Below are 22,988 nucleotides of genomic sequence, written 5' to 3' on the forward strand. Positions count from 1 at the left end.
ATACCCAGGCACTTCTCCGCCTGGCCCGGCAACGCATCAACGTGCTGTTCGCGATGCTCCGCGACGGCACCTTCTACGAACCCCGAACGCCTCGCTTCGCTTGACGAAGGACATAGAGGCACCCCCCGGTGCGTCCGGACAGGCATCGACATCCCGTGGGGTACGCCGGGGGGACCGATCTGGCGTCCGGTGGCCAACCGGCCAGGATTCACAGGCCTTTGAGTGACCTTCTGGACGATGGGATCGAGGCTCAGCTGCCGCCGCCGATGCCGCACTTCTGCAGGATTTCCTTGCTCTTGGGGTCGGGGCTCCCGCTGAAGTACTTCGCCATCCCCTCCGAGGTGAAGAGCGCCGTGTTGTCTTCAGTCGGCTCGTGGAGATCGCTGAGGCCGGCTTTGCTGAGGCACTCGTACTTCTTCTTGGCCTCGGCCAGTTCCTTTCCCTTGTCCCCGTCGTCCTCGACCTGCGGGGCAGGGACCTCCTTCTTGCACGGATCCACCACCTGGGTGTACCACTTCTTGCCGAGCTCACTGCCCTCGATCACATGGTTGGCCTTGAACGTGACGGGCCCCATGTCTTCCTTCGGCGCTATGCTGCCTTTGTCCTTGCCCTCGGTGAGGACGCGCGTCTCGATGCCGAGCTTCTGGGCGGTACGGGTCACGCAGGTGTTGAATGCCTGTCCAAAGGCGTCCTGAGCCTTTTTCAGTTCGGGGCTGCCTTCCTTGTACTTCTTGGCGGCGGAGGGCGCGGCGCTGCCCGGTGCATCCCCCTTCTGGAGCGAGGGGACCTGGTCGGATGCCTTGGTGTCGCCGCTGTCCTTTTCACCGCACCCGGTCAACGCCGTACCCAGGGCAGCGGTCGCGAGCAAGACGGCGGTGAGGTGACGGCGGCGTGTGCGAGGGGTGGTGGGCAACATCGACAGCTCCTGTCGGTTCGTTATTCGTGCGGGTTGGGCGGGTCGGGCTCGTATGCGCTGAGGTACTGGACGGACGGCCGAGGGCGAGAGGGGGTGGCCGTCGGTTTGTGGCGCGGGTCTCAGGCGTTCGCCAGCGCCTCGGTGGGGGTGAGGCGGGAGGCCCGTACGGCCGGGTAGAGGCCGGCGACAGCGCCGGTCAGGACCGCCGAGCCCAGTCCGCCGAAGACCGCCGGCAGCGGGAGTACGGCGGGCCAGGACTGGGAGAGTGCCCAGCCCGCTACCCCGGCGGTGCCGAGGAGGACCCCGGCGCCACCGCCCAGCAGGCAGAGCACGACGGACTCGGTGAGGAACTGGATGCGGATCTGGCCGCGTCCGGCGCCCAGGGCGCGGCGCAGTCCGATCTCGGTGCGGCGCTCCAGCACAGAAATGATCATGGTGTTGGCGACGCCCACTCCACCGACGAGCAGGGCGACGGCGGCGAGGCCGAGGAAGAGCGAGGAGAACGTGGTCTCGGTCATCTGCTTGGCGGCCAGGGCGTCGGAGGGCCGGGAGACGGTGACCGCCTCGGGCCGTTGTGGGTTGACCGTGGCCGGTGCCACTGCGCGTACGTCGTCGAGCGCGGACTCCCGGGCGCGCAGGTAGACCGTGTCGGGGTGGCCGCCGAAGCCGAGTTGGTCCTTGGCGGCCTGCCAGCCGACGATGGCTGCCGAGTCCAGCTCGGGCAGCAGCGGTATCGAGCGCAGGATCCCGGTGACCGTGAACCACTTGTCACCGATGAGGAGTTGAGGACCGATGCCGTTGTGCGGGGCGAGGCTGGTGATACCCAGATTGTGGGCGGCGGTGGGGCCGAGCACCACGGACGGCAGCTTTCCCGCGCCCTGTTCCGGCAGTGTGCCCGCCCATGCCTCGGCCTCGAAGGTGTGCTTGAGATCGCCGCGTGCGGCGACGACGGAGACGCCGGAGGTATCGCCCTGATCCACTTTCTCGTTGCGGCGGATGGAGACTTCGGTCATCTTGCCGATCTCGGCGGCCGAGGTGACCGGACCGACGCGTGCCATCATGGCGTCGGCCTGTTCAGGCAGCGGGGTCGGACTGGTTTTGTCCCCGGCGGCCTTGATCTTGAGCATGTTGGTGCCGAGCCGGCTCAACTGCTCGGCGAGGGCCGCCTTGCTGGACGCGGGAATGCCGACCACCACGATCATGGTGGCTACGCCGATGGAGATGCCGAGTGCGGAGAGCGCCGCCCGCATCGGGCGGACGCGCAACCGCAGCACACCGAGGGCGAGGACGTCGCGGGCGGAGAGCCGGGCGGGTACGTACCGCTGCGTCTGTCGGCCGGCCGGCCGTCGGCGGAGCCGCAGGAGACGTTTGCGCAAGAGGGAAACGAGGATCACAGACCGTCCTTGTTCTCGGTCGGGTGCCTGGTGTCACGACGGACACGGCCGTCGAGGATCTCCACCTGCCGGGGCAGCACGGCCGCCAGTTCCCGGTCATGGGTGATGATCGCGATGGTGGTGCCCTGCGCGTGCAGCCCACGCATCAGCTCCATCACGGCGTCCCCGGTACGGCTGTCGAGCGCGCCGGTCGGCTCGTCGGCAAGGACGAGCGCAGGTTGGGTGACCAGGGCACGGGCTATGGCCACACGCTGCTTCTGGCCGCCGGACAATTGGTGCGGCAGATGGTCCGCCCGGTCGGCCAGCCCCACCCGGTCCAGCGCTTCAAGAGCCATGGAACGGCGTTGCCGCTTGGCAACTCCCGCATAGAGGAGCCCGGTCGACACGTTGTCCGTGGCGCTCATGCCGTCGACGAGGTGGAACTGCTGGAAGACGAAGCCGAGGGTCCGCCCCCGCAACGCGGACAGCTCGCGGTCGGTGAGCGAGGCGATGTCCTGGCCGTCGATGCGGACCCGCCCCTCGGTAGGACGGTCCAGCATGCCCATGATGTGCAGCAGAGTGGACTTGCCCGATCCGGACGGGCCGACGATACCGAGCAGTTCTCCCCGGGCAATGGAGAGTGAGATGCCACGCAGGGCGTGCACGCCACCGGGGTAGCTCTTCCAGACCGTGTCGAGTTCGAGGACGGGGAGCGGAGCCAGGGCCGGTGCCTGGGCTCCGGCGATACCGGCAGGACGGTGAATCCCGGTGGTGCGGGCAGTAGTTGCTCGGGGTGCGGGTGTTTCCGGTCTCATGTGGTGGTCACCACCTTCATGCCCTCCTTGATGTCCGCCCCGGAGACCTCCACCAGTCCCTTGGCGAACATGCCGGTCGTCACGGGCACCAGCTGCGGCTTCGCACCGGCGGCCGCCGGGAGTTGCAGGGCGTACCCGCCCTCGCGCAGGGCCACCAGAGCCCCGACCGGAACGGCCAGTACGCCCTTGTGGACTTCACTGGCGAACTCGACCGTGACCTGGGCGCCGTCCAGTCTGGCCGCTTCCGGGGAATCGTCGAGCGTGACGGTCACCGGAACCTTGGCCTCCTGCGTGGCACCGTCCTGAGAGGCCTTGCCGTCGCCGGGGCCGCCCTGGCCTCCGGCCGCCCCGCCGGCGACCGTGCCGACCGAGGCCACCTCGCCCTTGGCCGTCGTACCGCCCGGGAGCGTGATGCTGACCTTGCTGCCGTCGCCTGCGAGGCTCAGGTCGCTGACGGACATCGGCACGGTCACCACCCGGTCGGTGCCTGTGACCACCATCAGGTCCGACGCCGCGCTGTCACCCAGGTGCGCCTTGACATCACCGACCCGCACCTTGCCCGGCAGTACCTGCACATCGCCCGGAGCGACCCGGCCGGTCTGTTGCACGCCCATGTGCTTTTGCCAGCGCTTGATGGCGGTGACGGTGGCGTCGGTGAGGGTGTCGTCGGGACGGCCGAAGTCGTGGTAGCCGAGAGCGTAGAGATTCTCTTCCAGAAGCTTGACGTCCGCGCCCTTGGTGCCGGGGCCGGCAACCTGGTCGCTCGTGGTGTCTCCGCCCGTCGGGGCGGAGCCGGTCGTGCCCGGTGCGGTACCGGTACCGCCCGGCGAGCCTTTGCCGGTCGGGTTCGCGGCCTGATGCGCCCCGGGCTTCGTGGTGCCGCCGGGAGAACTGCCCGGAGAAGCGCTCGGCGTGCTGGGGCCGCTGCCCCCGTCGCCGGCCTGCGGTGCCGGAGCGCCGAGCGTCCGGTACAGAGGCATGCTTCCTCGGAAGACAGTCACCGGCTGGTCGTTGACCCGGGCCAGCTGGCCGCCTCGGTCCAGGGTGTCGCCCGGCTTCGGCAGCCAGGTGACCGTGCCCGAAGCACGGCCCTTGACGGTTTCCGGGGCGCCGAACCCGAGGGTGCCGGACATCGACTTCTGCTGGCTCAGGTCCGTCCGCTCGACTGCGATGGTCTGTCCGCCGCTGGGACCCGTGGCTGCGGGGCCGCCGGAGTCCGCATGCACCCAGGTGTAGGCGATGCCGCCCGCGGTGATCGCGAGTCCTCCCACCACCACCGCGCCGATCAGCCACTTCCTCCGGGAAACCGGGCGCGGCCCGTGCCCGTCACCCGCCCCCTCGCCGGGCACCGGCGTTGCCGGTTCGCCGTCCGCCTCCACGGTGGGGAGCACCTCAGTCCGTTCGTCCGCGCTCACGGACCCTCCTCGTTCTCCGGCCAGTTCATGAGTCGGCCGGTTCATGAATCACCAGCATTTCGGCCGATGCCCGCACGTTAGGGAGGAGAGCCCCAAAGAGACCTTAAGGATCTTGAATCCGCTTCAAGGGCCTTAAGCGCGCTTAAGGTCCTGGATCGAGACCCCGTTCGATTCTGCGATCCTGGAACACATGGACATCCTGGTCATCGAGGACGACATGCAGATCGGCAGTGCCCTGCGGGACGGACTGCGACGCGAGGGCTATACGGTCGAGCACGTTACCGACGGGCTGACCGGCCTGCAGCTCGCACAGCAGAACCCGTACCAGGTGATCGTCCTCGACGTGATGCTGCCCGGCGTGCACGGCTACCGGGTCTGCGCCGAACTGCGCAAGAGCGGGGTGACCACACCCGTCCTGATGCTCACCGCCAAGGACGGCGAATACGACGAGGCCGAGGGCCTCGACACCGGCGCCGACGACTACCTCACCAAGCCCTTCTCCTACGTCGTGCTCCTCGCCCGGCTACGCGCCCTGATCCGCCGCCGCGGCGAGAACACCACCGCCGGCAGCCTGCTACGCACCGGCGACCTCTGGCTGGACACCAGCACCCACCGCTGCGGCCGCGGCGAACAGGAGATCGCCTTGACCGCCCGTGAGCTGAAGGTCCTCGCCTGCCTCGCCCGCAATCACGGCCAGGTCATCTCCAAACAGGACATCCTCGACGAAGTCTGGGACCACGCCTACGACGGCGGCACCTCCATCATCGAGGTGTACATCAGCACCCTGCGCCGCAAAATCGACGCGCCCTTCGACCGGCACAGCATCGAAACAGTGCACAGGGCCGGCTACCGCCTCACCGACGACAGCTCCACGCATGCTTGACCGCCTCCCCGCCCGCAGCCGCACCGCGCTGCTCGCGGGCCTGGTCGCCCTGCTGCTCTGCTCGGCCGGCGCCTGGTGGCTGCGCGGCCACCTCTACGCCACGACCTACGCCGGCACCGTGGACAAAGCCCGGGTCCAGGCCCGCACGGTCGCCCACGACATGATTCTCCGCTCGGTGGACAAGCCGCCGACCAACCTGGACTGGCCCTACGTCGTCATCACCGGGGACGGCCACATCGGTACGAGCGGGTACGGCAGCGAAGGGCTCGACATCCCCGAACGCGAAGTGCCCCCAGCGCCGCGCGACGCTTCCAACAGCTGGAACGCCACGGTCACGGTCCACACCGGCACAGCGAAGCCCGATCCGAACGGAAACCCGCCGTCAGCCGCATCCGTCCGGCTGGCGCACCGCACCTTGACAGCGGTGGGAGCCGCGGTCACCGTCGGCCCCCACGACCGCACCATGTTCGCCCGCGGGCCGCAGACCCTGACCGTCTACGTCCTCGTCCTGCCCGATACCGCACAAGCCGCCGTCGACCGGCTCGACGGGCCACTGCTCGCCGGAGTACCACTGATCGCCCTGCTCGTAGCGGCCACCGCCTACGTCGCGATCCGCCACGCCCTGCGTCCCGTCGACGCCATCCGCAGCGAACTCGCCGAGATCAGCGAACACCAGCTCACCCGGCGCGTACCCGTGCCACCCGCCAAGGACGAGATCCAACGACTCGCCATCACCACCAACACCACCCTCGACCGCCTGGAGCACTCCACAGAACAGCAGCGCCGCTTCGTCGCCGATGCCGCCCACGAACTGCGCTCACCGCTCACCGCCCTCCGGACCCGGCTCGAAATCTCCCTCGCCCACCCCGAGCACACCGACTGGCCCCGGACCACCAGCGAATCCCTCACCGCCACCCGCCGGCTCCACGCGCTCACCGAAGACCTGCTCTTCCTCACCCGCCCCCACGCCCACCAGCCACCCGCCGCCCTGGTCGACCTCGCCGGAACAGCCCGCGAACTCACCGATGAACTGCGCCTGCGCCACCCCTACGGCCCCTACCTCATCCCTCACCTCCCGCCCACCGCACCCGTCCGCGGCAACCCGCTTCAACTCCACCGCCTGCTCCGCAACCTCCTCGACAACGCACTCCGCCACGCCCGCACCACCGTCACCGTCACCGTCACCGTCGACCAGACCGGCACCACCACCTGCCTCCGGGTCCACAACGACGGCTCCCCCATCCCACCCGCGGACCGCGAACGCATCTTCCAACGCTTCACCCGCCTCGACGAAGCCCGCGACCGCGACACCGGCGGATCAGGGCTCGGCCTGGCCATCGCCCGCGACATCGCCACCCGCCACCACGGCACCCTCGAAACGCTCGCCCCCGGCCCCCAAGGCGGCGCCACCTTCCTCCTCCGCCTGCCACAGGGCCTGCCCGGATGATCGTGCAGGCCCGTGGTCCGAGTGGCAGGGGTATGTGACCGCGCCCCCGGAAGGCGCGATCGCATGGCCGAGACGCCCCGCATGCCGTCGCTGTCGCCACGGCGCCGGCCGACGACCGCGACCGCTGGCGCGCCGAGGCCGTCACCCCGGCCGCCCTGACCGCCGTCGTCACGCCGACGGAGCTCCGTTCCTCCGGGCACGGGCCGCACGGCAGAGGGCGGGCGGCCCGTGAAGGCTGGTGAGCCTATGCGGTGATGGTCTCGTCGGGCTTGGCTTCGTCCTCGTCCTGCGCGGGGATGCCAATGCGGAGGTTCTCGGGCACTGGGTCCCCGTTGACGTCCAGTTCTTCGTAGCGGACCTCAACACCGGTTTCGGAGGCGGGCGGGTACTGGCCGGTGTGGTAGTAGACGGTGCGGAAGGGCAGCTTGGCGGTCGGGCTGAGCAGGTCGCCGTTGGCCCGGATGGGCAGCAGCTCATGGCGTTCCATCCACAGCGCGCCGCTGCTGCGCGGTGGGGTCACCAGCGTGCGTGTGACGGTCCTCTCTTCCATGGTGGTGATGTCGTAGCGCCGTTCGTAGCCCACCTCCAGGGTGGTGCTGACCGATGTCTGGACCGTGGTGGTGGTTCCACTACCGAAGAGCTTCGCGCTGGCCTCGACGCCCACGGTGACACCGACGGTGATGCCCGTGGTCCGGCTGAAGCTCTCCCCCTGTGTGCGGGAGACACCGGTGGTGACCGCCTCGCTGTCGGGCTGCGGTTCGGATCCGTCGCGGTTGTTGCGCCACAGGATGAGCTCGTAGTGGCGGTTACGCTGGATCTTGTAGAACGGCAAGTTGCTGATCTTCCACAGTTCGTCCACGCCGTCGTCCTTGACCATGGAGTACGGAACGGTCACCCTGCGGTCGGTGACCATCGTGGTCGTCGGAGGCGGCTCGTCGTGGGAGGTCAGCCGGGGCAGTTCCGGGTCCGGGCCCTTCTCGACAGCCGCGGGCAGGTCCAGGATCCACGACACGTCCGTCTCGACCGGCCTGTCCATGCCACGGGCGACCGTGAACAGGCCCGCCGGCACGTAGAGGTGCTCGTTGGTGTCACCACTGGGGTAAAGCGGCACCTCCACACCCCACGCGCACATGATGCCGAACCAGGCGTCGTTCATGCCCCGCAGGCTCTCGCGGCCGGTCACGGCACGGCGTACGTAGTCGTGTCCCCGGTGAGTCTTCTTCACGCAGGTCACCGCCGTCAGTTCCGGCTTGCCGCTACCCAGTTGGAAGAAGTCGCCCAGGGCCACACAGCCCTCGGGCGGACGGGGGCGCCAGATCGTGTAGGCCCCTTGATACGCACTCGTCCACACCCGCTCGTAGTCCACCGGTGGCCGCAGGAGGTCGGAGCCGGACACGTCCTTGAGCACCAGCGCGCCCAGCCGCTGACGCGGATCCGTACCCAGCTCGCTCCAGAGCGTGCCCAACACCTTCCACCCCGTTGGCGGGGTCGGGAGCCAGAAGTCTGCCCAGGGAGGCTGCGTCCCCCCTGGGGCCTGGACTGCCATGAGTAGGAGGTGGTGAACCCTAACTCCAGGTCTCCGTACCGCTGCGTGATCACGAAGAAGCCCCTCCCTGCCGGATACGCCGGAAGCCCCCTGCCCCCGCCCGCATCCCGGCCGGGCAGACCGTACTCTCGGCCACCGAGCATCGGCAGAGCACGAACCAGCCGCCCACAACGGGCGCCTCCGCCCGCCAACATCGCAAACAGGCACTCACCCCACCAGCACGCGATGGACCGCGACACGGCGCGGGAGGCAGTGCCTGGTGGATCGCAACCGTCTTCCCCTGCCCGGGATCGCCGTATACGCACAGCACGCCCTGTGCGGCCAGAGTGTGTGCGAGAGCCAGTCACATCCGCGAGTTGGCGGGTCGAGACGACATGCGCGCCCGGCACGTACAGGCGCACGCCGTCGGCGATGAGTGACGCGGTGCCGGCGAAGGAAGCCGTCCCTGAAGCGGCGCGGTGTCACCGGCTTCCTCCAACTCGCGGTGGAGCGCAGCAACGTTCCCGCCCAGTCCCTCCCATCGGGACCACAACACGTCATCGAACGTGAAGCCTCTACGCCGATAGGCTGAGGTGATCTGGCCATTGCGGGCCTGGGCCAGCCACCACCACACCGTGCGCTGTGAGACACCGGCCGCCTGGCTGGTGCACTACGGGTCCGCAGCGATGCGACTGCACGTGATGCTGCTTGACCGCGACCCGCGCGTCAGCGGCCTCGCCGCCCGGCCGCTGGAACTGCGATGGCATACGCCGAGCGGGGTGCGGGCGCATGCTGCTCAGCTGATGCTCCGGCTGGCCGACGGCCAGGGAGTACCCGCCGGCTGCACAGGGAGGGCAGAGCTGTCTCGGCGTCAGAGGTCTCTTGCTGCGGCGGTTGGAGAGATCTGTAGGGCGGCGGGCTGGCGGTACTGGGTGCTCGGGCCTGTCGACCCGGTCTAGCGGCGCAATGTGTCCTGGCCGGCCGGATACCGGCATCCGCGGTACCACGGTGGTCAGTTGCCGGCTGCCGCGCTGCGGGAGGCGTTCGCCGAGCCCGCGCCGCTGTGGGAGGGCGTACGCAGGACCGGGGATCCGACGCTGGTGCTTCCCGCGCTGTTCCATGCCCGAGGCCTGCCGGTGCGGTCTGCCGCAGCACCCGCCCGCAGGGCGCCTCCGGGCACAGGGCCACCCTTCCGCGGCGGCCCCGACCAGCCCCCATCGCGTCCGCGATCGGCTCACCAAAGCGCGTAGAAGCGGCGTCTCGACCGTTGTACGGCCGGGCCCCGGCGCTGCGGGGTGCTGCGCCGGGGCCCGCTGTCTGCCCGCTGTGCCGGGTATTACCCGCTTTCCTTGAGCCGCCACATCTGACTGCGGTCATCGCTCTTGCACGGTGTGACGCTGACCTGGTTGCCGTGACCGGTATTGGTCAGGCATCCGTCGCCCATGCCGTTATGGATGCGGACAGTGCCGTCCCCGGTGTCCTCGAAGGTCCATTCCTGGTTGGCGCTCCCGCCGAACTCGTACTGCGCGACCTGGCTCCCGGAACGGTTCTTGTCGAGTACGAGGACCGAGTTGATGTTGCGGAACATGAACCGGTTCTCCGTGGTGCGCCGGTACATTCTCCACTTCTGGTTCTCCTGCCCGTTGGAGTTCCAGGTGACGATCTTGGCGGCCTCGCCCTTGGAACCCTGGTAGACGTCCAGGACCTCGCCGTTGACAACGCTCTCGATGTTCAAGCTGTTGCTTTCCATGTGCCAGTCTTCCCAGACGGGCTTGCCGAGATCGGGTCCGCGGTGGACGTCGTCGAGCCTCCAGACCTGATTGCGGTCACCGTCCCGGCAGGGTTCGGTGTTGACCTGCTTGCCGCGCCCCTTGTTCGTCAGGCATCCGTCATTGGCACCGTTCTTGATCTGTACTTCGCCCTCGGCGCCTCCGGAAGCGTTGGCGAAGATCCAGTCCTGGTTGTTGGCATCGGTGAAGTCCCACTGGAGCACACCGGTTCCGTTGCCGTCCTTGTCGAGGACGAGCTGGGAGCCGAGATTGCGGTACATGAAGTCGTTGTCCCAGGCGTGCCGGAGCAGGGCCCACCGCTGGTTGTCGCCGTCGTTGTAGTCCCAGGTGACGACCTTGGCGCCCTTGTCGCGGGACCCGTGCTCCACGTCGAGGACCGTGTTGTCCGCGGTGCTGCGGATGGCGACGGCCGGGGCCTCGGGCCGCCAGGTGCGCCAACCCTTGCCGGTGGTAGGCGAATTGGACTCCGGCGGGTTGGCTCCGCCCAGGTCGCTGATCTTCACGTAGTCCACGAGCATCTTCGTGGGGAAGTCGCCCGGAGTGACGGTGCCCCCGAGGTCACCGCCGACGGCGAGGTTGAGGATCGGGTAGAAGGGGTGGTCGAAGACCCAACTGTAGCCGCGCAGGTCCTCCTTGCCGACGCTCAGGTAGGGCTTGCCGTCGAAGTACCACGTAAGGCGGTCCGGGCCCCAGTCCACACGGTAGGTGTGGAAGTCGTCAGCGAGCGGCTTGTCGCTTATCAACTCGCCGCCGATGCCGCCGGACGCGTTGTAGCCGGGACCGTGGACGGTGCCCATGAGCCGTTTGGGCTGGTTGCCGATGTTCTCCATGATGTCGATCTCACCGGCCTTCGGCCATCCGTCGGTGGGCATGTTGTCGCCCAGCATCCAGAACGCCGGCCAGGCCCCCTTGGCGCCCGTCACTTTGACTCTCGCTTCGACGCGACCGTACTTCGTGGTGACCTTGCCCGCTCCGACGAGCCGGGCCGAGGTCACCTCGCACGGGCCGTAGTGGCACTGCAGACCCTTGGTGTTGTCCTTACGGGCCTCGATGACCAGATGGCCCTCACCGTCGAGGTGGGCGTTGTCCGCGCTGTCGGTGTAGTACTGGCGTTCCTTGTTGCCCCACCCATGGCCGCCAATCTCATAGCCCCAGTTCTTCGGGTCGGGTTGGGAACCGGCCGGACCATTGAAGTCGTCCGTGAACACATCCTTCTTGACGACGGCGTCCCGTCCGCTACGGCCGTTCGTCACGAAGAATCCGGCGTCCACCAGGGAAGGCCACTCCTGCGCCGTGGTCTTGGGACCGATGACGATGCGGTCGCCCTTGGAGTCCGGGGTGGCCTTGATACGCACGTACTGGCTACCGGAGAAGAAGTACGCGTCGTCGGGGTGATCGGGGACGGGCATGGCGCCGGTCAGCTGCTGGGTGAAGTCGGCGTAGTGGTCCTTGCCGCCCGCCTCTTGCGCAGCCCGGGTCAGCGACGGCCAGTTGCCCGCGATCGGCAGCGGGCCGATCTTGACGGTGTCGCGCCTGCTGCCCACGGCGAGTTCGACGCGTACGTACCGGTCCCCCTGGAAGAACCATGCCTCCTTACCGCTGCTGCCGGGGACGGGCAGGACGGCGTCGACCCCGGAGTCGAAACCGGCCTTGGTCAGGGACGGCCAGTTGTCCTTGATCGGCAGCGGACCGACGACGATCTTGTCGTCCGTCTTGTGCGGGGTGTACCTGATACGCGCGTACTGGTCACCGGCGAACACCCATGCCTCATCGCCCTTCGCGCCGGGGACCGGGAGCGCCGCATCGATCCCGGAGGAGAAGCCTGCCTTGTCCAGGGAGGGCCAGTTTCCGGCGATCGGGCGGGGCCCGCCGACCACGCGGTCGTCGTGGGTACCCGGCGCGGGGTCGATCTCCGCGTACTTGTCGCCACTGAAGAAGTACACATGCGAATTGCGCGTGTTGGTCAGCGGCGTCAGGCTGGTATTTCCCAGACCAAAGCATTCTGCGGCTGATCGGCTGGTCCTGGGCCTCGTGGAGGTGCCAGACCGATCGGCGCACTGAACCATCAGACCGACAGCCACCATGCGGGCAAGCTGGGTGAGGCGAACCATGACGGTTCCCACGCGCATCTGCTCGTCGGCAGGTTCTCCTCTGGCCTCCCAGTCGTAGATTCTGTTGGAGATCGGCTGCCAGTCATTAATAAGGGTGGCGAGGCCCTCCAACGCCCTCTCTCCGAACCAATTTCGCCGAATTGCTTCGGATATTGCATTGAATCGCGCACTCTCGGAGAGCGTGACGATCACGGTCTGGAGCGCTCGCGCTACGGCCCATCTGCCGGTGACGGGATCTTCCCTGTCGAGCACCTGTACCGCGCCGGCAATCGATCCTCGCGTTATCGGCACGTTTGGCATGGACCGCCTCCCGTCCTCAGGACCAGTGGCACGCACCAGTTGCGTGTACTGACCGGAAAAGGGAAGAGTCACGGGGCGGACGCCGTCGAGCTGACGATCCCGCATTCCGTCTTCATCGAACGCGTAGTAATCTCCGCCGGACGAATAGCCGATGACATAGACATCGGACGCCCGGATGAAGACCCGTACCTCGGAATTGTCGGTGGTCAGGGTCACAGGGAACACTTCGTCGGCGTTGCTGCGACCGGTCCACAGCACATTCGAATGAGCCGGATTCGGGCTCTTCCCTGTGCCGACCTTTTCCCGGATGGCTTCGATGAACTTCTTATAGGCGTCATCGTCCGCATTGTCCAGGTCAAGATTTATGTCGTTATCGGCCGCGTTATCGGCCGCATGTGCTGCAGGCCCTGCCGCCCCCAGTAGCCCAGTGGTGATCGAGAGCGCCATCAGGAGGGAGACCAGCATCTTGCCCGGTAAATATCCTCTGAGTATTCCAGATTTCATCAGGATGGTTCCTTTTCTTCGTGCGGCCGGCTCTGGCATACGGCACGGAACCCGTCGGTGATCTTCATTGGCTCAGGCGCCAGAGCCAGCGGGCAGAAAGAGGGCGGTGCCCCTTCAGCGGCGGCGGATCTCCCACTTCTGGTTGAGGCCCCCGTGGCAGTCCCACAGCTGCACACGGGTTCCGTTGTTGAGATTCCCGTTCGGGGAGTCAACGCACCGCGTGGCGTCGCCGATGCTGTTGTTCAGGCGGTCGACGAAGCCCAGGGCGTAGCCCCAAAACTGCTGGGCCGTGCTGTAGTTGCAGGGCGCGACCTGAAGCTGGGCGCCGTTGTAGCTGTTCGCCCACGGAACATCGAGGCACTTGCCCCAGTTCTTCAGGACGAAGTGGCTGGAGTCCGAGTTGAGCGACTGCAGCATCCACGTCTGGGCGGAGGTCCCGTTGCAGTCGTAGATCGTGGCCGGGGCCCCGTCGTAGGCGTTCGCGCCCGGCACGTCAAGGCACTTGTTGGTGTCGGCCAGCCGTACCTCCACCGGGAAGTCGGCGGGCGGCGGCGCGGCGGAGGCCGTCGCGCTCAGGCCGATGGTGGTCAGGACCACGGATGCCGCGGCGGCGCCGAACTGAGCCGCGAGAGAAGTGAGCTTCACCGGATTCTCCACTGCTGGTTCGCGTTGTTGTTGTCGCAGTCCCAGACCTGGATCGGGTTTCCGTTCCAGCTCTGGCCGTCGGTCTTGTCCGCGCACCGCCAGCTACCCACCATGCTTCTGTTCGCGACGGTGTAGTCGTTCTCCGCGCCCGGTCTACCGAACTGGGCGAGAGTGGTTCGCCAGTACTGGTTTCCGCCCCCGTTGCAGTCCCAGATCTCCAACTTCGAGCCGTTGTAGCTCTTCCACTGCGGCAGATCGAGGCACTTGTTGGTGCCGGAGAGGCGCACCTGGCCCTCGGGGAAGTCGACATCCCACTTCTGGTTCCAGCCGCCGTGGCAGTCGAACAGCTCCACAGACGTACCGTTGCTCAGGTCGCCGCCGCGCACGTCCAGGCACTTGCCGGGCGAAGCGACGGCCTCGATGGTCTTGCCGTAGCCGGTGTCGGCCGAGGCGTTCGGGGCCACAACGAGTGTGCCAGCGACGGCTGCCACCGCAACCGCGGCCACCCTGCCCGCGCGTATGTGTGTCTTCACAGCTTTCCTTTACAAGATCGCGAACTCGGCACGACAGGAGTTTAGGACGCGTGTCGGCACATGCTGCTCACGGGTATGCCGGTGTCGTGCGGCAGCGTGCCGGTGCGGGCGGCGGTGTGGGTGCAAGTCCGGGCGACGCGGAGGCAATCCAGGTCGTGGCGCCTTCGCCTTCGTCGCTGATCCACTCGTGCCGCGTGATCCCTGTGCTGTCACTTGAGGCCGTCTGACTCGTTAGGCCTGGCATGAACCTCCGTCTCGCCTCTGAACAGAGGGAAGTTTTGCGGGAGTTGCTTACCTATCACTGTGTTGCGGCTGATGCGGCTCTGCGTGCGCGGATTGTGCTGTGGTCCGACGAGAGACGGCGACGGAAGGACATAGCCGAGTTGCCCGGGATCTCGGCGCGGACGGTGGACCGCTGCAAGGTCAGCTATGCGAGCGGGAGTTGGCCGGTCTGGAGGGCTGGCCCCGCCGGCGCGGACGCGAGCAGGTGCCGGCGCGGACGCGGGGCCGCGTGATCGCGCTGACAAGGATGTCGCCGCCAGCCGACAAACTCGCCGCACCCGCGGAGTTGGGCTGCGTCTGGGCGCAGAACAGTCCGGGCGCGGCTGACGTTCACCGGTGGGCCGCGCACCCCCATTTCCAGATGGTCGGGCAGCCCGAGGGAATCTCGCCCTCGGGCTACCCGACCGTTTGGTTCTGCGGTCACCGATGCCAGGTCAGCGCAGCCGTTCAGCCGCCTCCTCCAGGCCCTTCCTGATCAGCTGCCCGTACTCGTCATCGCCGAGCGCGTCGATCGTTTCCTGCGCGCGCTGGAGATGCTCACGAGCACGATCGAGATCGCCCAGCTTGCGATAGCACTCGCTCAAGTTCAGGTGCAGCGAGGGGTACAGCCCGGCCACCGGAAGCGACACCCCCGGCCTCCGCGACCCGCACACCGGTGATCCGGCCGACAGCCGCCAGCGCTCGCTGGTCCCAGACCAGCTCCTCGTGCACGTCGTCCTGCACATCAGCCATCGCATGCGCGAGCGTGCAACACTGCAGAGGATCCCCCCGCTCACCCCCGATCTCGTCCCAGATCTCCGCGAACTGGAGGCGAGCGGCCTCCCGCTCGCCGCCGTGGCTCAGCTGCACAACCCGGCCAATCCGGATGATCACCGGATCCGTGATCAATCGGGACTCCTTCCCCGCGTCATCTCACAACACCGGCCGCATCACCGTGCCCGCGACCGCACCGCTCGACCTCCTCCAACCACAACACCACCCCCGGAACCCGAGGGGAACCAACCCCCGGTCAGCAACCACGCAGGTCAACGCTCCCTACAAAAGAGTCGCACCCACAGCCCTGTGGCCCTGCGGTGGGGAGGCCCCGACCCGTGTCCGCCGCATCCGTCTCGCCCCCTGCCACGACCCACTCTGGCGCCGCCTCCGCCCCGCGGAGTCAACTCGTGCAGCGTGACGGCTTGATCACTCGTGCCCTCCCATGAGACCCCCTCCGGTTGCCCGGATCTACGTACCCTCCAAGCCGGAGGGTCCAGAGAAACGCCAACAAGTTCAGCCCAGTTCCGACGAGGTTCGCGAGAGTTTCCCGATTGACCTCCGCCAGGAGTCAACCGGGAAGCCGGCGATGAACTGCCGGAATGCGCCCCGGCACAACGGGCAGCGGTCAACGGCCTGATTACGCCGTTGAGGAGGGAGTACCTGGCTGGAAGGATCTCTGTGTCAAGGGCCGCTTCCTCGAACGGCAACTTCGGCGTCGCAGGCCGGCTGGTGTGACGCGCCCAGGCTGTCGATCTCCAGCGGTGCCGGGAAAGGTCATCGTTCATGGACGCCAGGCAGCCGAGGGCTTGCGAGTCCGCAGACCCTGCTTCCGGCCCGGGAGCGGCTGATGCCGCTACACGGTTACGCACGTTGCGGCAGCAATGCGGTGTCTCGCTGAACGAGCCGGCCCGGATGACCTTCGGCACCAAGGGGTATTTGAGCAAGGTCGAAAACGGTGAGAAGCCGCCGACAAGACAACATCTCCACTCCAGTCCGTGAAGCCGCAGGCTGGCAACTCCATGGCCCGGACACGTGATGCCTCACAGAAACAAAGCCATCCGGCTCGGCAGACCGGCGCAACTTCCCGCCGATGTAACGGATTTCACCGGACGCACAGCATTGGTAGGCGAACTGGAGGGTCGGCTGACGCAGTGCCGGAACGAGGCGCCAACGGTGCTGGCGGTCGCCGGGGCGGGAGGCACGGGCAAGACTTCCATCGCTGTTCACGTGGGGCACCGTGTCCGCCACCGCTTCCCGGACGGACAGCTGTATGCCTCACTCCAGGGGGCATGGTCCCTGCCGGCAGAACCGGGTGACGTCCTGGGCTCGTTCTTACGGGCGCTGGGGGTGGACGGACCGGCGATCCCCGAAGCCACGCAAGACCGGTCGGCTCTGTACCGCTCCCTGCTTGCCGACCGCGAGGTGCTGGTTGTCCTCGACGATGCGCGGGATGCGGCCCAGGTCCAGCCGCTGCTTCCTGCTACGGCCGGGTGCGGCGTGCTGATCACCAGCCGCAACCGGCTGTTCGACGTGCCCAACGTTCACCTTGTCGACCTCGATGTCATGACGTGCGAGGAGGCCCTGGACCTGTTCGCCGGCGTCTGCGGAGAGGAACGCGTGGAAGCCGAGCGCGACGCGGCCGCTGCCGTGGTGCAGGCATGCGGTCTGCTGCCCCTGGCCGTCCGTGTCGCCGCCTGCCGTCTGGCAGCCCGGCGCGCATGGCCCGTCTCCCTTCTGGCCCGCAAGCTCGCAGCCGAACACCGCCGTCTGGACGAACTGCACGTCGGGGACGTGGCGGTGAGAGCAGCCTTCGATCTCAGCTACGGCCGCCTGGTCCCCCAGCACGCCCGTGCTTTCCGCCTGCTGAGCCTGCCGGACGGCCCCAGCCTCTCGCTCGGCGCCGCGGCCGCCCTGCTGGACACGGGCATGGATACCGCCGAGCGTCTCCTCGACGCCCTCGTGGACGCCTCGCTGCTGGAAGCACCCGTGCCCGGCCGGTACCGATTCCACGATCTGCTGCGCCTGTACGCGCATGACCGGGCCGAGCAGGACGAGACACCACAAGAACGCCAGGCTGCCATGTCCCGGCTCCTCGACTTCTCACTCGCCACCGCCATCCGGTATCACCAGCTCCTGCGGCCCGGAGACCGGCTGACCGACCCGTCGCAGCCTCCCTTCGTACCCGGCCTGACACAGCCCGCACCGGGGTCCGGTCTGCATTTTGAGGACAGCGCCTCGGCACTCGACTGGCTCTTCACCGAAGCCCCCGGCCTGCTGGCCTGTGCCCGCCAGCTCGCCGGCGGCGACACGCTACAGCGCTCGGTAGACCTGCTGACAGCAGTCAGCGACCTGTCCGAGTCCGGGATCGAGCACGGCCTCTACCGGAACGTGGCCACCGCAGCGCTGGAAGCCTCACGCAGGGAAGGGGATATCGGAGCCGAAGCCCGCGTCCATCGCGTCCTGGCCATGAACTACGCCTCGGACCGGGAGCTGGAGCGGGCTGAAGAACACGCCCGCACCGCCATAGCCCTCGGTTCTGCTGCCGGCGACCGTCTGGTCTGCGCCAACGCGTCCAACGTCCTTGGTGTCATAACGTTCTACCGGCAGGATTTCACGCAGGCCCGCACCGCCCTGACACGTGCCCTGGAGACTTTCCGCGCCGAGAACAACGCGCTGGGCGAGGCCATCGCCAGGGCCAACCTCTCCCGCGTCGAGCTGGAGGCCGGCCACACCCGCGACGCCGTTGAACTCGCCACGGAAGCACTGACCATCGTCCGTAAAGCCGGAGCAGCCCGGTACGTGTCCGGTGGCCTGTACATACGAGGAACAGCCCTCACTGCGGCCGGACATCACGACCAGGCCGTGCAGGACCTCACCGAAGCTCTCGACCTCTACCGCACAACCCGCCAGCACTGGTGGACAAGCAGAACACACCGTCAACTCGCCCGAGCCCTCCTCGCCGCAGGACACCCGCACCAGGCCCACCACCACGCCGAACAGTCCCTGGCCACCATGCCCGCCCACAGCAGCACACACGAACGCGCCAACGCCCTGACCACCCTGGGACACACCCTCAACGAAATTGGGCAAACCGTCCAAGCCCAGGAACACTGGCGGGAAGCCCTGACCCTCTACGAAAACCTCGGCGCACAAGAAAGCGATGCCATCCGGCAGCTCCTCGCCAACCGGCCCGACACCACGTCACACTCTTGATCACAAAAGGATGCGCCGCGAACGACTCCTTCAACTGGTCTGCAGGCCGGATATTTTGGTGCTGAACGCCGCCGGGGCCCCGCGACCCACGATCCAGCAGCCCGGACGACGCGGCTGGGACAACCCATGAACAGACTCCCTGGGCCCCGCGCCCTCCACCTGTGATCTCGTAACACAGGGCACGATCTGTGCTGGAGCCGGGGTGCGGACTTGGTGGCCGTTCGTTGGCTTTCGGAGCACAACAGACCGGTACAGGCGCACCGCTCTGCCCATGCTGCCGTACTCCCACCCATACTCCGGGAGATCGTCGGACTGGGGAGGCCGGGCATGGCAAGGGGACCGATCCCAGTGGGCAGGAACGGCCCCTTCAACGGTGTCCGCAGCCTGGGGCCGGCTTGACCAGCGGACAGAGACCGCCCGCTCACGCGATCGGCTCAGACACTGTCGTCTCTCCCTCCTGGGCAAGGTCAAGCGATCTTCGAAGCTTGTGACAGCCCTGTCGCCACCCAACCGACCCGACTTGCCCGAATGAGCAGGTGCCTTCACGACTCCTGACGATCCGCGAAGCCGTGTCGACCGGATACTGACGCCGAAACTCATTGATAAACGCTGGCGCAAGAAGTGATCGAAACCAGCGTGGCCCGAACCAACAGGACGTCAGGACAACGCTCCAGCAGGCCGTCCTGAAGGCGCCGGGCGGTGGCCGCAGCAAACACGACGGCGGCCGGGGCCTGGCCGTGGTGGGTCATCGCATCCTCCAGGTGCCGGGCCGCGGACGCCACGACGACCGCGCTCCCCGACTGCTCGGCGGCCGCGACCGCGCGGTAGCCGACCACCAACGCGAGCCCAGCCTGATCGCAGCCGGACGGGGCTGCTCGGGCGGGGTGGTGGCGGTCATCGGATCCTCGGTTCTCCGGCCGGAGGCCGGTTCGGTCAGCTGGACCGGCCGCACGCCGCGGCGCACGGGTCGGCCGGGTGTCGGACCAGCATGCGAAGGTGACGGCCATGCCGAACGAGAAGCTGCCCCTGGCGGACGCGCCGACCAACGAGTGGGCCGCGGTCCTGCGCACCACCGCCGACGACGACGCATGGAAAAAGGTCCGCCGCACCATCGGGACACCGAGCAGCGACGGCTTCCTGGCGGCCGTGGAGTACTTCGAGGAACCTGGTCTCCGGGGCCTGACGCCGGAGCAGGTCCTCGCACTGATACCCGACAAGCCGCGGTGCTCGCTTCTCGTAGTGGTGGACGACGCCGCTGTCGCATCGTCCGAGATGTCCCTGCTGTGCATCGACCTGTGGGACGAGCCCGGCCGCACGGTCCGCGTCATCGCCGCCGAACTCTGGGGTATCGAGAACAACCTGTCCATCGGCAACATGGAATTCGCGGACTTCGCCGACGCGACCGACCACGACGGCGTCTTCCGCGGCTTCTGAAGCTCGCCGGTGTACACCGAAGAGCGCACCGAGATCAGGCACAGGGCACGATGCGCCACACTCCCCCCTACCCGCCCGGTGGTGCACCCCGTCCGGTGCCCCACCGGGGACGGTGCGCACGGCACGGCGCGGGGTGCGTACCGGCCGGTGCACACGCGGTGCGCACCAAGGGGTGGTCGACGGCAGCGATGGCAAGCGAGGCCGTTGACACAGAACCGCCCGTACCGGGTCTTCCTGACGCCGTGTGGGTAACCGGGCGGCGTATCAACGCCTCGCATCAGCGCCTCGTAGCCTGACCTCCTCGACACCCCGCGTGCAGAAATGATCACGCCTCAGGCACACTTCAGTGCAGATATCCCGCCAATCACGAGGACAGTGCATGATTACGCTTACCAAGGACGACGGGCCGGCGGACCTGGACGGGGTGACCCACATGTCCATCGGAGTCTCCTGGGACCCCACCGCGGGCAGCAGAGGCGGCCTGATGGGTAAATTCAAGCGGAAGACCGGCACCGACCTGGATCTGATCGCGATCGCCCTGCAGGGACAGGACCCGGTCCGCCTCGCGGGCCTCGATTCCCTGGACCCGATGGGCAACGGCTCCTTGCTGCACAGCGGCGACAACCAGACGGGGCACGGTGACGGCGACGACGAGACAGTGACCGTCGAGTTCGCCACGATTCCCCCGAACATCACCGCCATCGTCTTCGTCGCCGCCGCGTACAAGAAGGGCAGCTCCTTCCAGAACGCGCGCAACATCAGCTTCAAGGTGTACGACGCGACGGGCGGGAGCAGCCAGCAGGTCGCCGATATCTGGCCGTCTCTGCTCACCAACGACAACGGCTGTGCCGTGGCCAAGGCGATCCGGGTCGGCACGGGCTGGAAACTCCAGGTGATCAACGAGACCGGGAAGATCAGTCAGGGTGACGAGCACGCCCTCATGCGCTTCGCGATCAGCAAGTAGAGCACGGCCTCCGCCCCTTCAGGGCCGTACTTGAGATCTCTCAGGTTCGGTTTCCGGGATCCCGTCCGATCGAACCGATTGGACGGGATCTTCTGGTTTTCGGGGGCGACTTGGACACCGGCCGGGGCTGAGTGGCGGTTCCGGGGGGGGCGTGTGGGTCGGCTTCCGGGGGTGGCCGAGCCGGGATGCGCGTGGTGGGGTCTGTCGAGTCAACGACTGATCTTGGTTGTTGAGGGCGACAGCCACCGAAGAACGCTGGTCGCTGGCCGAGCCGACGCCGCACGCCCCGCCGCGTTCGTGCGGCTGCACGCGGAGACCGCCTGACGCCTGTGCACCCGCGGTGTCCGGCCGGACACCGCCCTCGCCCAAGCGCGTGTCGACGGCGACCGTCAACTGGCCGAAGCCGCCTGCCAGATCGTGTCGATCATCTACTGACCGCAGCAGCCAGGGCGAGTCGGCTTGCTGGGGACGCGAGGGGGGTATGCCTGCGGGCTCCGGCAGCATGCTGATGGGCGCGGCAGAGGGTGGAGTCCACGCTCACCAGCGACCGGCCGGTCCGCCAGCTTCGAGGAGACCGAGCACGATGCGGTGCAAGCCGACAGCCTCGTCCGCCTTGCGCAGCAGGCCGACCCTTGACAGTCCCGCTTGCGGGTGTGGCGGTCCGGTCCGCTCACCCTTGGGGCCGGCCAGGAAGACCGGGCCCTGGCTCACTGTGTCCGTCCCTTCCGGTGTCCATGCCGGGAGGCTACCGATGACCAGGCGGCGCCAGGCGGCGCGCTGTGATTCCACGTACGCGATGTCCCGCAGGTAGAGGTCCATGTGCCCCTCCTCGATGTGCCGGATGAAGTTGGGGTCGCCCTTCGCCGCCGTTTCCTGCATAAGGGTCACCAGCCACCGCAGCCGGTCCGGTACCAGCTCGACTGCGTCTGTACGTTCCCGCTCCGAGCAGCCATAGGCGTCGAGGAACAGGCGGGCCTTACGCGCCTGTTCGCCCGTGCTGCCGAAGTCGTCGCCGTTGCACCTCTCCGGTGACATAGTCAACAGGCCGTCTGACGGTCTCGCCCACCCGCACCACTGTGGCGCCTCGTCCTCATCGCGATCCGTGAACGTCTTGTTCAGGCTGCTGTGTTGGCCACCCGCGCCACTCTTACAGGGCGCGCGGCAGCAGGTAAGGAGCCTTGCCGTAGCCGTGAACGGTCTCTCGGAGATTCACGATGAGTGATGGTGGCCTGGCTCTGTTCGTTCCCTGATCCAGCCCTCGTTGGCCGCCGTGGCGATTCCGCGGTAGAAGGCACCCGCCATCTTGTGGTAGCCGTTGTCGTTGGGGTGCAGTTCGTCGCGGAGATCGCTGGTTGTGACGTTGCCCATGTCGACGTACCCGGTCTGGAATCCTGCGTTCCGGCGGTCCGTTACCAGCTTCAGCACGGCGGCGTTGAACTTCTTGATTCTGTTCTGGGTTCTGCGGTCGGCGGAGGGCACCAGGGAGGAGACGAGCACGGTCGTGCCGGGGGCAGTGTTCGTTATTTCGTCTACCAGTTGGCCGAGCCGCTCGGGTGCCTGGTCCGCCCGATAGTCGTCGTGCATGTCGTTGGTGCCGATGTGCAGCAGTACTACGTTGGGTTTCACCGCTGTGAGCCACTGGCCGGTGCGGCCGGTCAGGCCGCCGATCTTCCAGCCGTAATGGCCCTCGTGCTCCCGGACCGGGGCCTCACCGCTTCGCTGTGAGCCGACGAAGCGCACGTCCTTGCTGTGCGAGGCCAGCAGGTTCCGGAGTTCGGCGCGGTAGCCCGACCCGGTTGAGCTGCCGGTGCCATAGGTGATCGAGTCTCCCAGGGGCATCACCACCAGCTGCGGAACCCTCCATTCACTCTGCGTAGAGCGTCGTCCGTCAGCGATCACGGCGCCGACGGACGGCACACCGATGGCGACAGCGGCGGTGATCATCAGTTCTGCCGTCAGGAGCGCGGCCCAAGGACGTCGTGCGCGGGACTCCGGAAAGCGGGCGAAGTGCGAACGGCAGTGGACCGCAAGGCGTTTGCGCGACCCTGGCGAGGTGGTGTTCCTGCGGGACTGGCTCAAGAT

Annotated in this window: 18 protein-coding genes and 1 pseudogene; 6 read left to right on the forward strand and 13 right to left on the reverse strand. The window is 67.6% G+C overall.

Annotated elements, in window-relative coordinates; all coding sequences use genetic code 11:
• Positions 1-250: 250 nt before the first annotated feature.
• The 4 genes from ACFP1Z_RS30805 to ACFP1Z_RS30820 all read right to left on the reverse strand — a co-directional run bounded on the left by ACFP1Z_RS30805 (position 251) and on the right by ACFP1Z_RS30820 (position 4,519).
• A complete protein-coding gene (locus ACFP1Z_RS30805) occupies positions 251-916 on the reverse strand; it encodes a hypothetical protein (protein ID WP_390321015.1) in 666 nt (221 codons plus the stop codon).
• A 119-nt stretch (positions 917-1,035) separates the two neighbouring features.
• Positions 1,036-2,292 carry an ABC transporter permease gene (locus ACFP1Z_RS30810; protein WP_390321016.1) on the reverse strand — a complete coding sequence of 419 codons (1,257 nt, stop codon included), beginning with the start codon at positions 2,290-2,292 and terminating at the stop codon, positions 1,036-1,038.
• A gap of 14 nt (positions 2,293-2,306) precedes the next feature.
• On the reverse strand, positions 2,307-3,104 hold the full coding sequence (locus ACFP1Z_RS30815; protein WP_390321017.1) for an ABC transporter ATP-binding protein: 798 nt from the start codon (positions 3,102-3,104) through the stop codon (positions 2,307-2,309).
• Complete coding sequence (locus tag ACFP1Z_RS30820) at positions 3,101-4,519, reverse strand: peptidoglycan-binding protein (RefSeq protein WP_390321018.1); 1,419 nt, start codon at positions 4,517-4,519, stop codon at positions 3,101-3,103. Before ACFP1Z_RS30820 ends, ACFP1Z_RS30815 begins: the two co-directional genes overlap by 4 nt.
• A 190-nt stretch (positions 4,520-4,709) precedes the next feature.
• Here ACFP1Z_RS30820 and ACFP1Z_RS30825 point away from each other — a divergent pair, with 190 nt between their 5' ends.
• Positions 4,710-5,402 (forward strand): response regulator transcription factor, encoded by a 693-nt coding sequence (locus ACFP1Z_RS30825; RefSeq protein ID WP_390321019.1) that lies wholly within the window; start codon positions 4,710-4,712, stop codon positions 5,400-5,402.
• A complete protein-coding gene (locus ACFP1Z_RS30830; RefSeq protein WP_390321020.1) occupies positions 5,395-6,849 on the forward strand; it encodes an ATP-binding protein in 1,455 nt (484 codons plus the stop codon). The genes ACFP1Z_RS30825 and ACFP1Z_RS30830 overlap by 8 nt, the downstream gene beginning before the upstream one ends.
• A 244-nt stretch (positions 6,850-7,093) precedes the next feature.
• Here the strand turns inward: ACFP1Z_RS30830 and ACFP1Z_RS30835 are convergent, their stop codons facing one another.
• From ACFP1Z_RS30835 to ACFP1Z_RS30855, 5 genes are all read right to left on the reverse strand, one after another.
• Positions 7,094-8,317 (reverse strand): Vps62-related protein, encoded by a 1,224-nt coding sequence (locus ACFP1Z_RS30835; RefSeq protein WP_390321021.1) that lies wholly within the window; start codon positions 8,315-8,317, stop codon positions 7,094-7,096.
• A 1,393-nt stretch (positions 8,318-9,710) separates the two neighbouring features.
• Positions 9,711-13,079: an RICIN domain-containing protein gene (locus ACFP1Z_RS30840; RefSeq protein ID WP_390321022.1), complete on the reverse strand. Its 3,369-nt coding sequence runs from the start codon at positions 13,077-13,079 to the stop codon at positions 9,711-9,713.
• Positions 13,080-13,193: 114 nt separating this feature from the next.
• Complete coding sequence (locus tag ACFP1Z_RS30845) at positions 13,194-13,724, reverse strand: RICIN domain-containing protein (RefSeq protein WP_390321023.1); 531 nt, start codon at positions 13,722-13,724, stop codon at positions 13,194-13,196.
• Positions 13,721-14,215 (reverse strand): RICIN domain-containing protein, encoded by a 495-nt coding sequence (locus tag ACFP1Z_RS30850; protein ID WP_390321024.1) that lies wholly within the window; start codon positions 14,213-14,215, stop codon positions 13,721-13,723. The genes ACFP1Z_RS30845 and ACFP1Z_RS30850 overlap by 4 nt, the downstream gene beginning before the upstream one ends.
• A gap of 758 nt (positions 14,216-14,973) precedes the next feature.
• Entirely contained in the window at positions 14,974-15,168 is a 195-nt protein-coding gene (locus ACFP1Z_RS30855) for a hypothetical protein (protein WP_390321025.1), read from the reverse strand.
• Positions 15,169-16,078: 910 nt separating this feature from the next.
• Between ACFP1Z_RS30855 and ACFP1Z_RS30860 the strand changes: the two genes are divergently transcribed.
• Both ACFP1Z_RS30860 and ACFP1Z_RS30865 read left to right on the forward strand, forming a co-directional pair.
• Positions 16,079-16,294, forward strand: a complete 216-nt coding sequence (locus ACFP1Z_RS30860) for a helix-turn-helix domain-containing protein (RefSeq protein ID WP_390321026.1) — start codon at positions 16,079-16,081, stop codon at positions 16,292-16,294.
• A gap of 174 nt (positions 16,295-16,468) precedes the next feature.
• Entirely contained in the window at positions 16,469-18,508 is a 2,040-nt protein-coding gene (locus ACFP1Z_RS30865) for an ATP-binding protein (RefSeq protein WP_465269296.1), read from the forward strand.
• Between the two features lie 596 nt (positions 18,509-19,104).
• Here the strand turns inward: ACFP1Z_RS30865 and ACFP1Z_RS30870 are convergent.
• A complete protein-coding gene (locus ACFP1Z_RS30870; RefSeq protein WP_390321028.1) occupies positions 19,105-19,344 on the reverse strand; it encodes a hypothetical protein in 240 nt (79 codons plus the stop codon).
• A gap of 169 nt (positions 19,345-19,513) precedes the next feature.
• On the opposite strand from ACFP1Z_RS30870, the gene ACFP1Z_RS30875 reads away from it, so the two are divergent.
• Positions 19,514-19,942 (forward strand): DUF6924 domain-containing protein, encoded by a 429-nt coding sequence (locus ACFP1Z_RS30875; RefSeq protein WP_390321029.1) that lies wholly within the window; start codon positions 19,514-19,516, stop codon positions 19,940-19,942.
• 379 nt (positions 19,943-20,321) lie between these two features.
• Positions 20,322-20,906 carry a TerD family protein gene (locus tag ACFP1Z_RS30880; protein WP_390321030.1) on the forward strand — a complete coding sequence of 195 codons (585 nt, stop codon included), beginning with the start codon at positions 20,322-20,324 and terminating at the stop codon, positions 20,904-20,906.
• A 446-nt stretch (positions 20,907-21,352) separates the two neighbouring features.
• Here the strand turns inward: ACFP1Z_RS30880 and ACFP1Z_RS30885 are convergent.
• The 3 genes and pseudogenes from ACFP1Z_RS30885 to ACFP1Z_RS30895 all read right to left on the reverse strand — a co-directional run.
• Positions 21,353-21,453, reverse strand: a pseudogene (locus ACFP1Z_RS30885) (IS5/IS1182 family transposase); the annotation flags it as partial.
• Positions 21,444-21,941 carry a hypothetical protein gene (locus tag ACFP1Z_RS30890; RefSeq protein WP_390321031.1) on the reverse strand — a complete coding sequence of 166 codons (498 nt, stop codon included), beginning with the start codon at positions 21,939-21,941 and terminating at the stop codon, positions 21,444-21,446. The pseudogene ACFP1Z_RS30885 and the gene ACFP1Z_RS30890, both read right to left, overlap by 10 nt.
• Before the next feature lie 174 nt (positions 21,942-22,115).
• A complete protein-coding gene (locus tag ACFP1Z_RS30895; protein ID WP_390321032.1) occupies positions 22,116-22,985 on the reverse strand; it encodes an SGNH/GDSL hydrolase family protein in 870 nt (289 codons plus the stop codon).
• Positions 22,986-22,988 lie beyond the last annotated feature (3 nt).

The organism is Streptomyces gamaensis, from assembly GCF_042656465.1.
Lineage (GTDB): Bacteria > Actinomycetota > Actinomycetes > Streptomycetales > Streptomycetaceae > Streptomyces > Streptomyces gamaensis.

Coding starts and splice junctions, on each gene's coding strand:
- ACFP1Z_RS30805 (WP_390321015.1), bottom strand. CDS start 916: ATGTTGCCCACCACCCCTCGCACACGCCGCCGTCACCTCACCGCCGTC.
- ACFP1Z_RS30815 (WP_390321017.1), bottom strand. CDS start 3,104: ATGAGACCGGAAACACCCGCACCCCGAGCAACTACTGCCCGCACCACC.
- ACFP1Z_RS30825 (WP_390321019.1), top strand. CDS start 4,710: ATGGACATCCTGGTCATCGAGGACGACATGCAGATCGGCAGTGCCCTG.
- ACFP1Z_RS30830 (WP_390321020.1), top strand. CDS start 5,395: ATGCTTGACCGCCTCCCCGCCCGCAGCCGCACCGCGCTGCTCGCGGGC.
- ACFP1Z_RS30840 (WP_390321022.1), bottom strand. CDS start 13,079: ATGAAATCTGGAATACTCAGAGGATATTTACCGGGCAAGATGCTGGTC.
- ACFP1Z_RS30860 (WP_390321026.1), top strand. CDS start 16,079: ATGGACGCCAGGCAGCCGAGGGCTTGCGAGTCCGCAGACCCTGCTTCC.
- ACFP1Z_RS30875 (WP_390321029.1), top strand. CDS start 19,514: ATGCCGAACGAGAAGCTGCCCCTGGCGGACGCGCCGACCAACGAGTGG.
- ACFP1Z_RS30880 (WP_390321030.1), top strand. CDS start 20,322: ATGATTACGCTTACCAAGGACGACGGGCCGGCGGACCTGGACGGGGTG.
- ACFP1Z_RS30890 (WP_390321031.1), bottom strand. CDS start 21,941: ATGTCACCGGAGAGGTGCAACGGCGACGACTTCGGCAGCACGGGCGAA.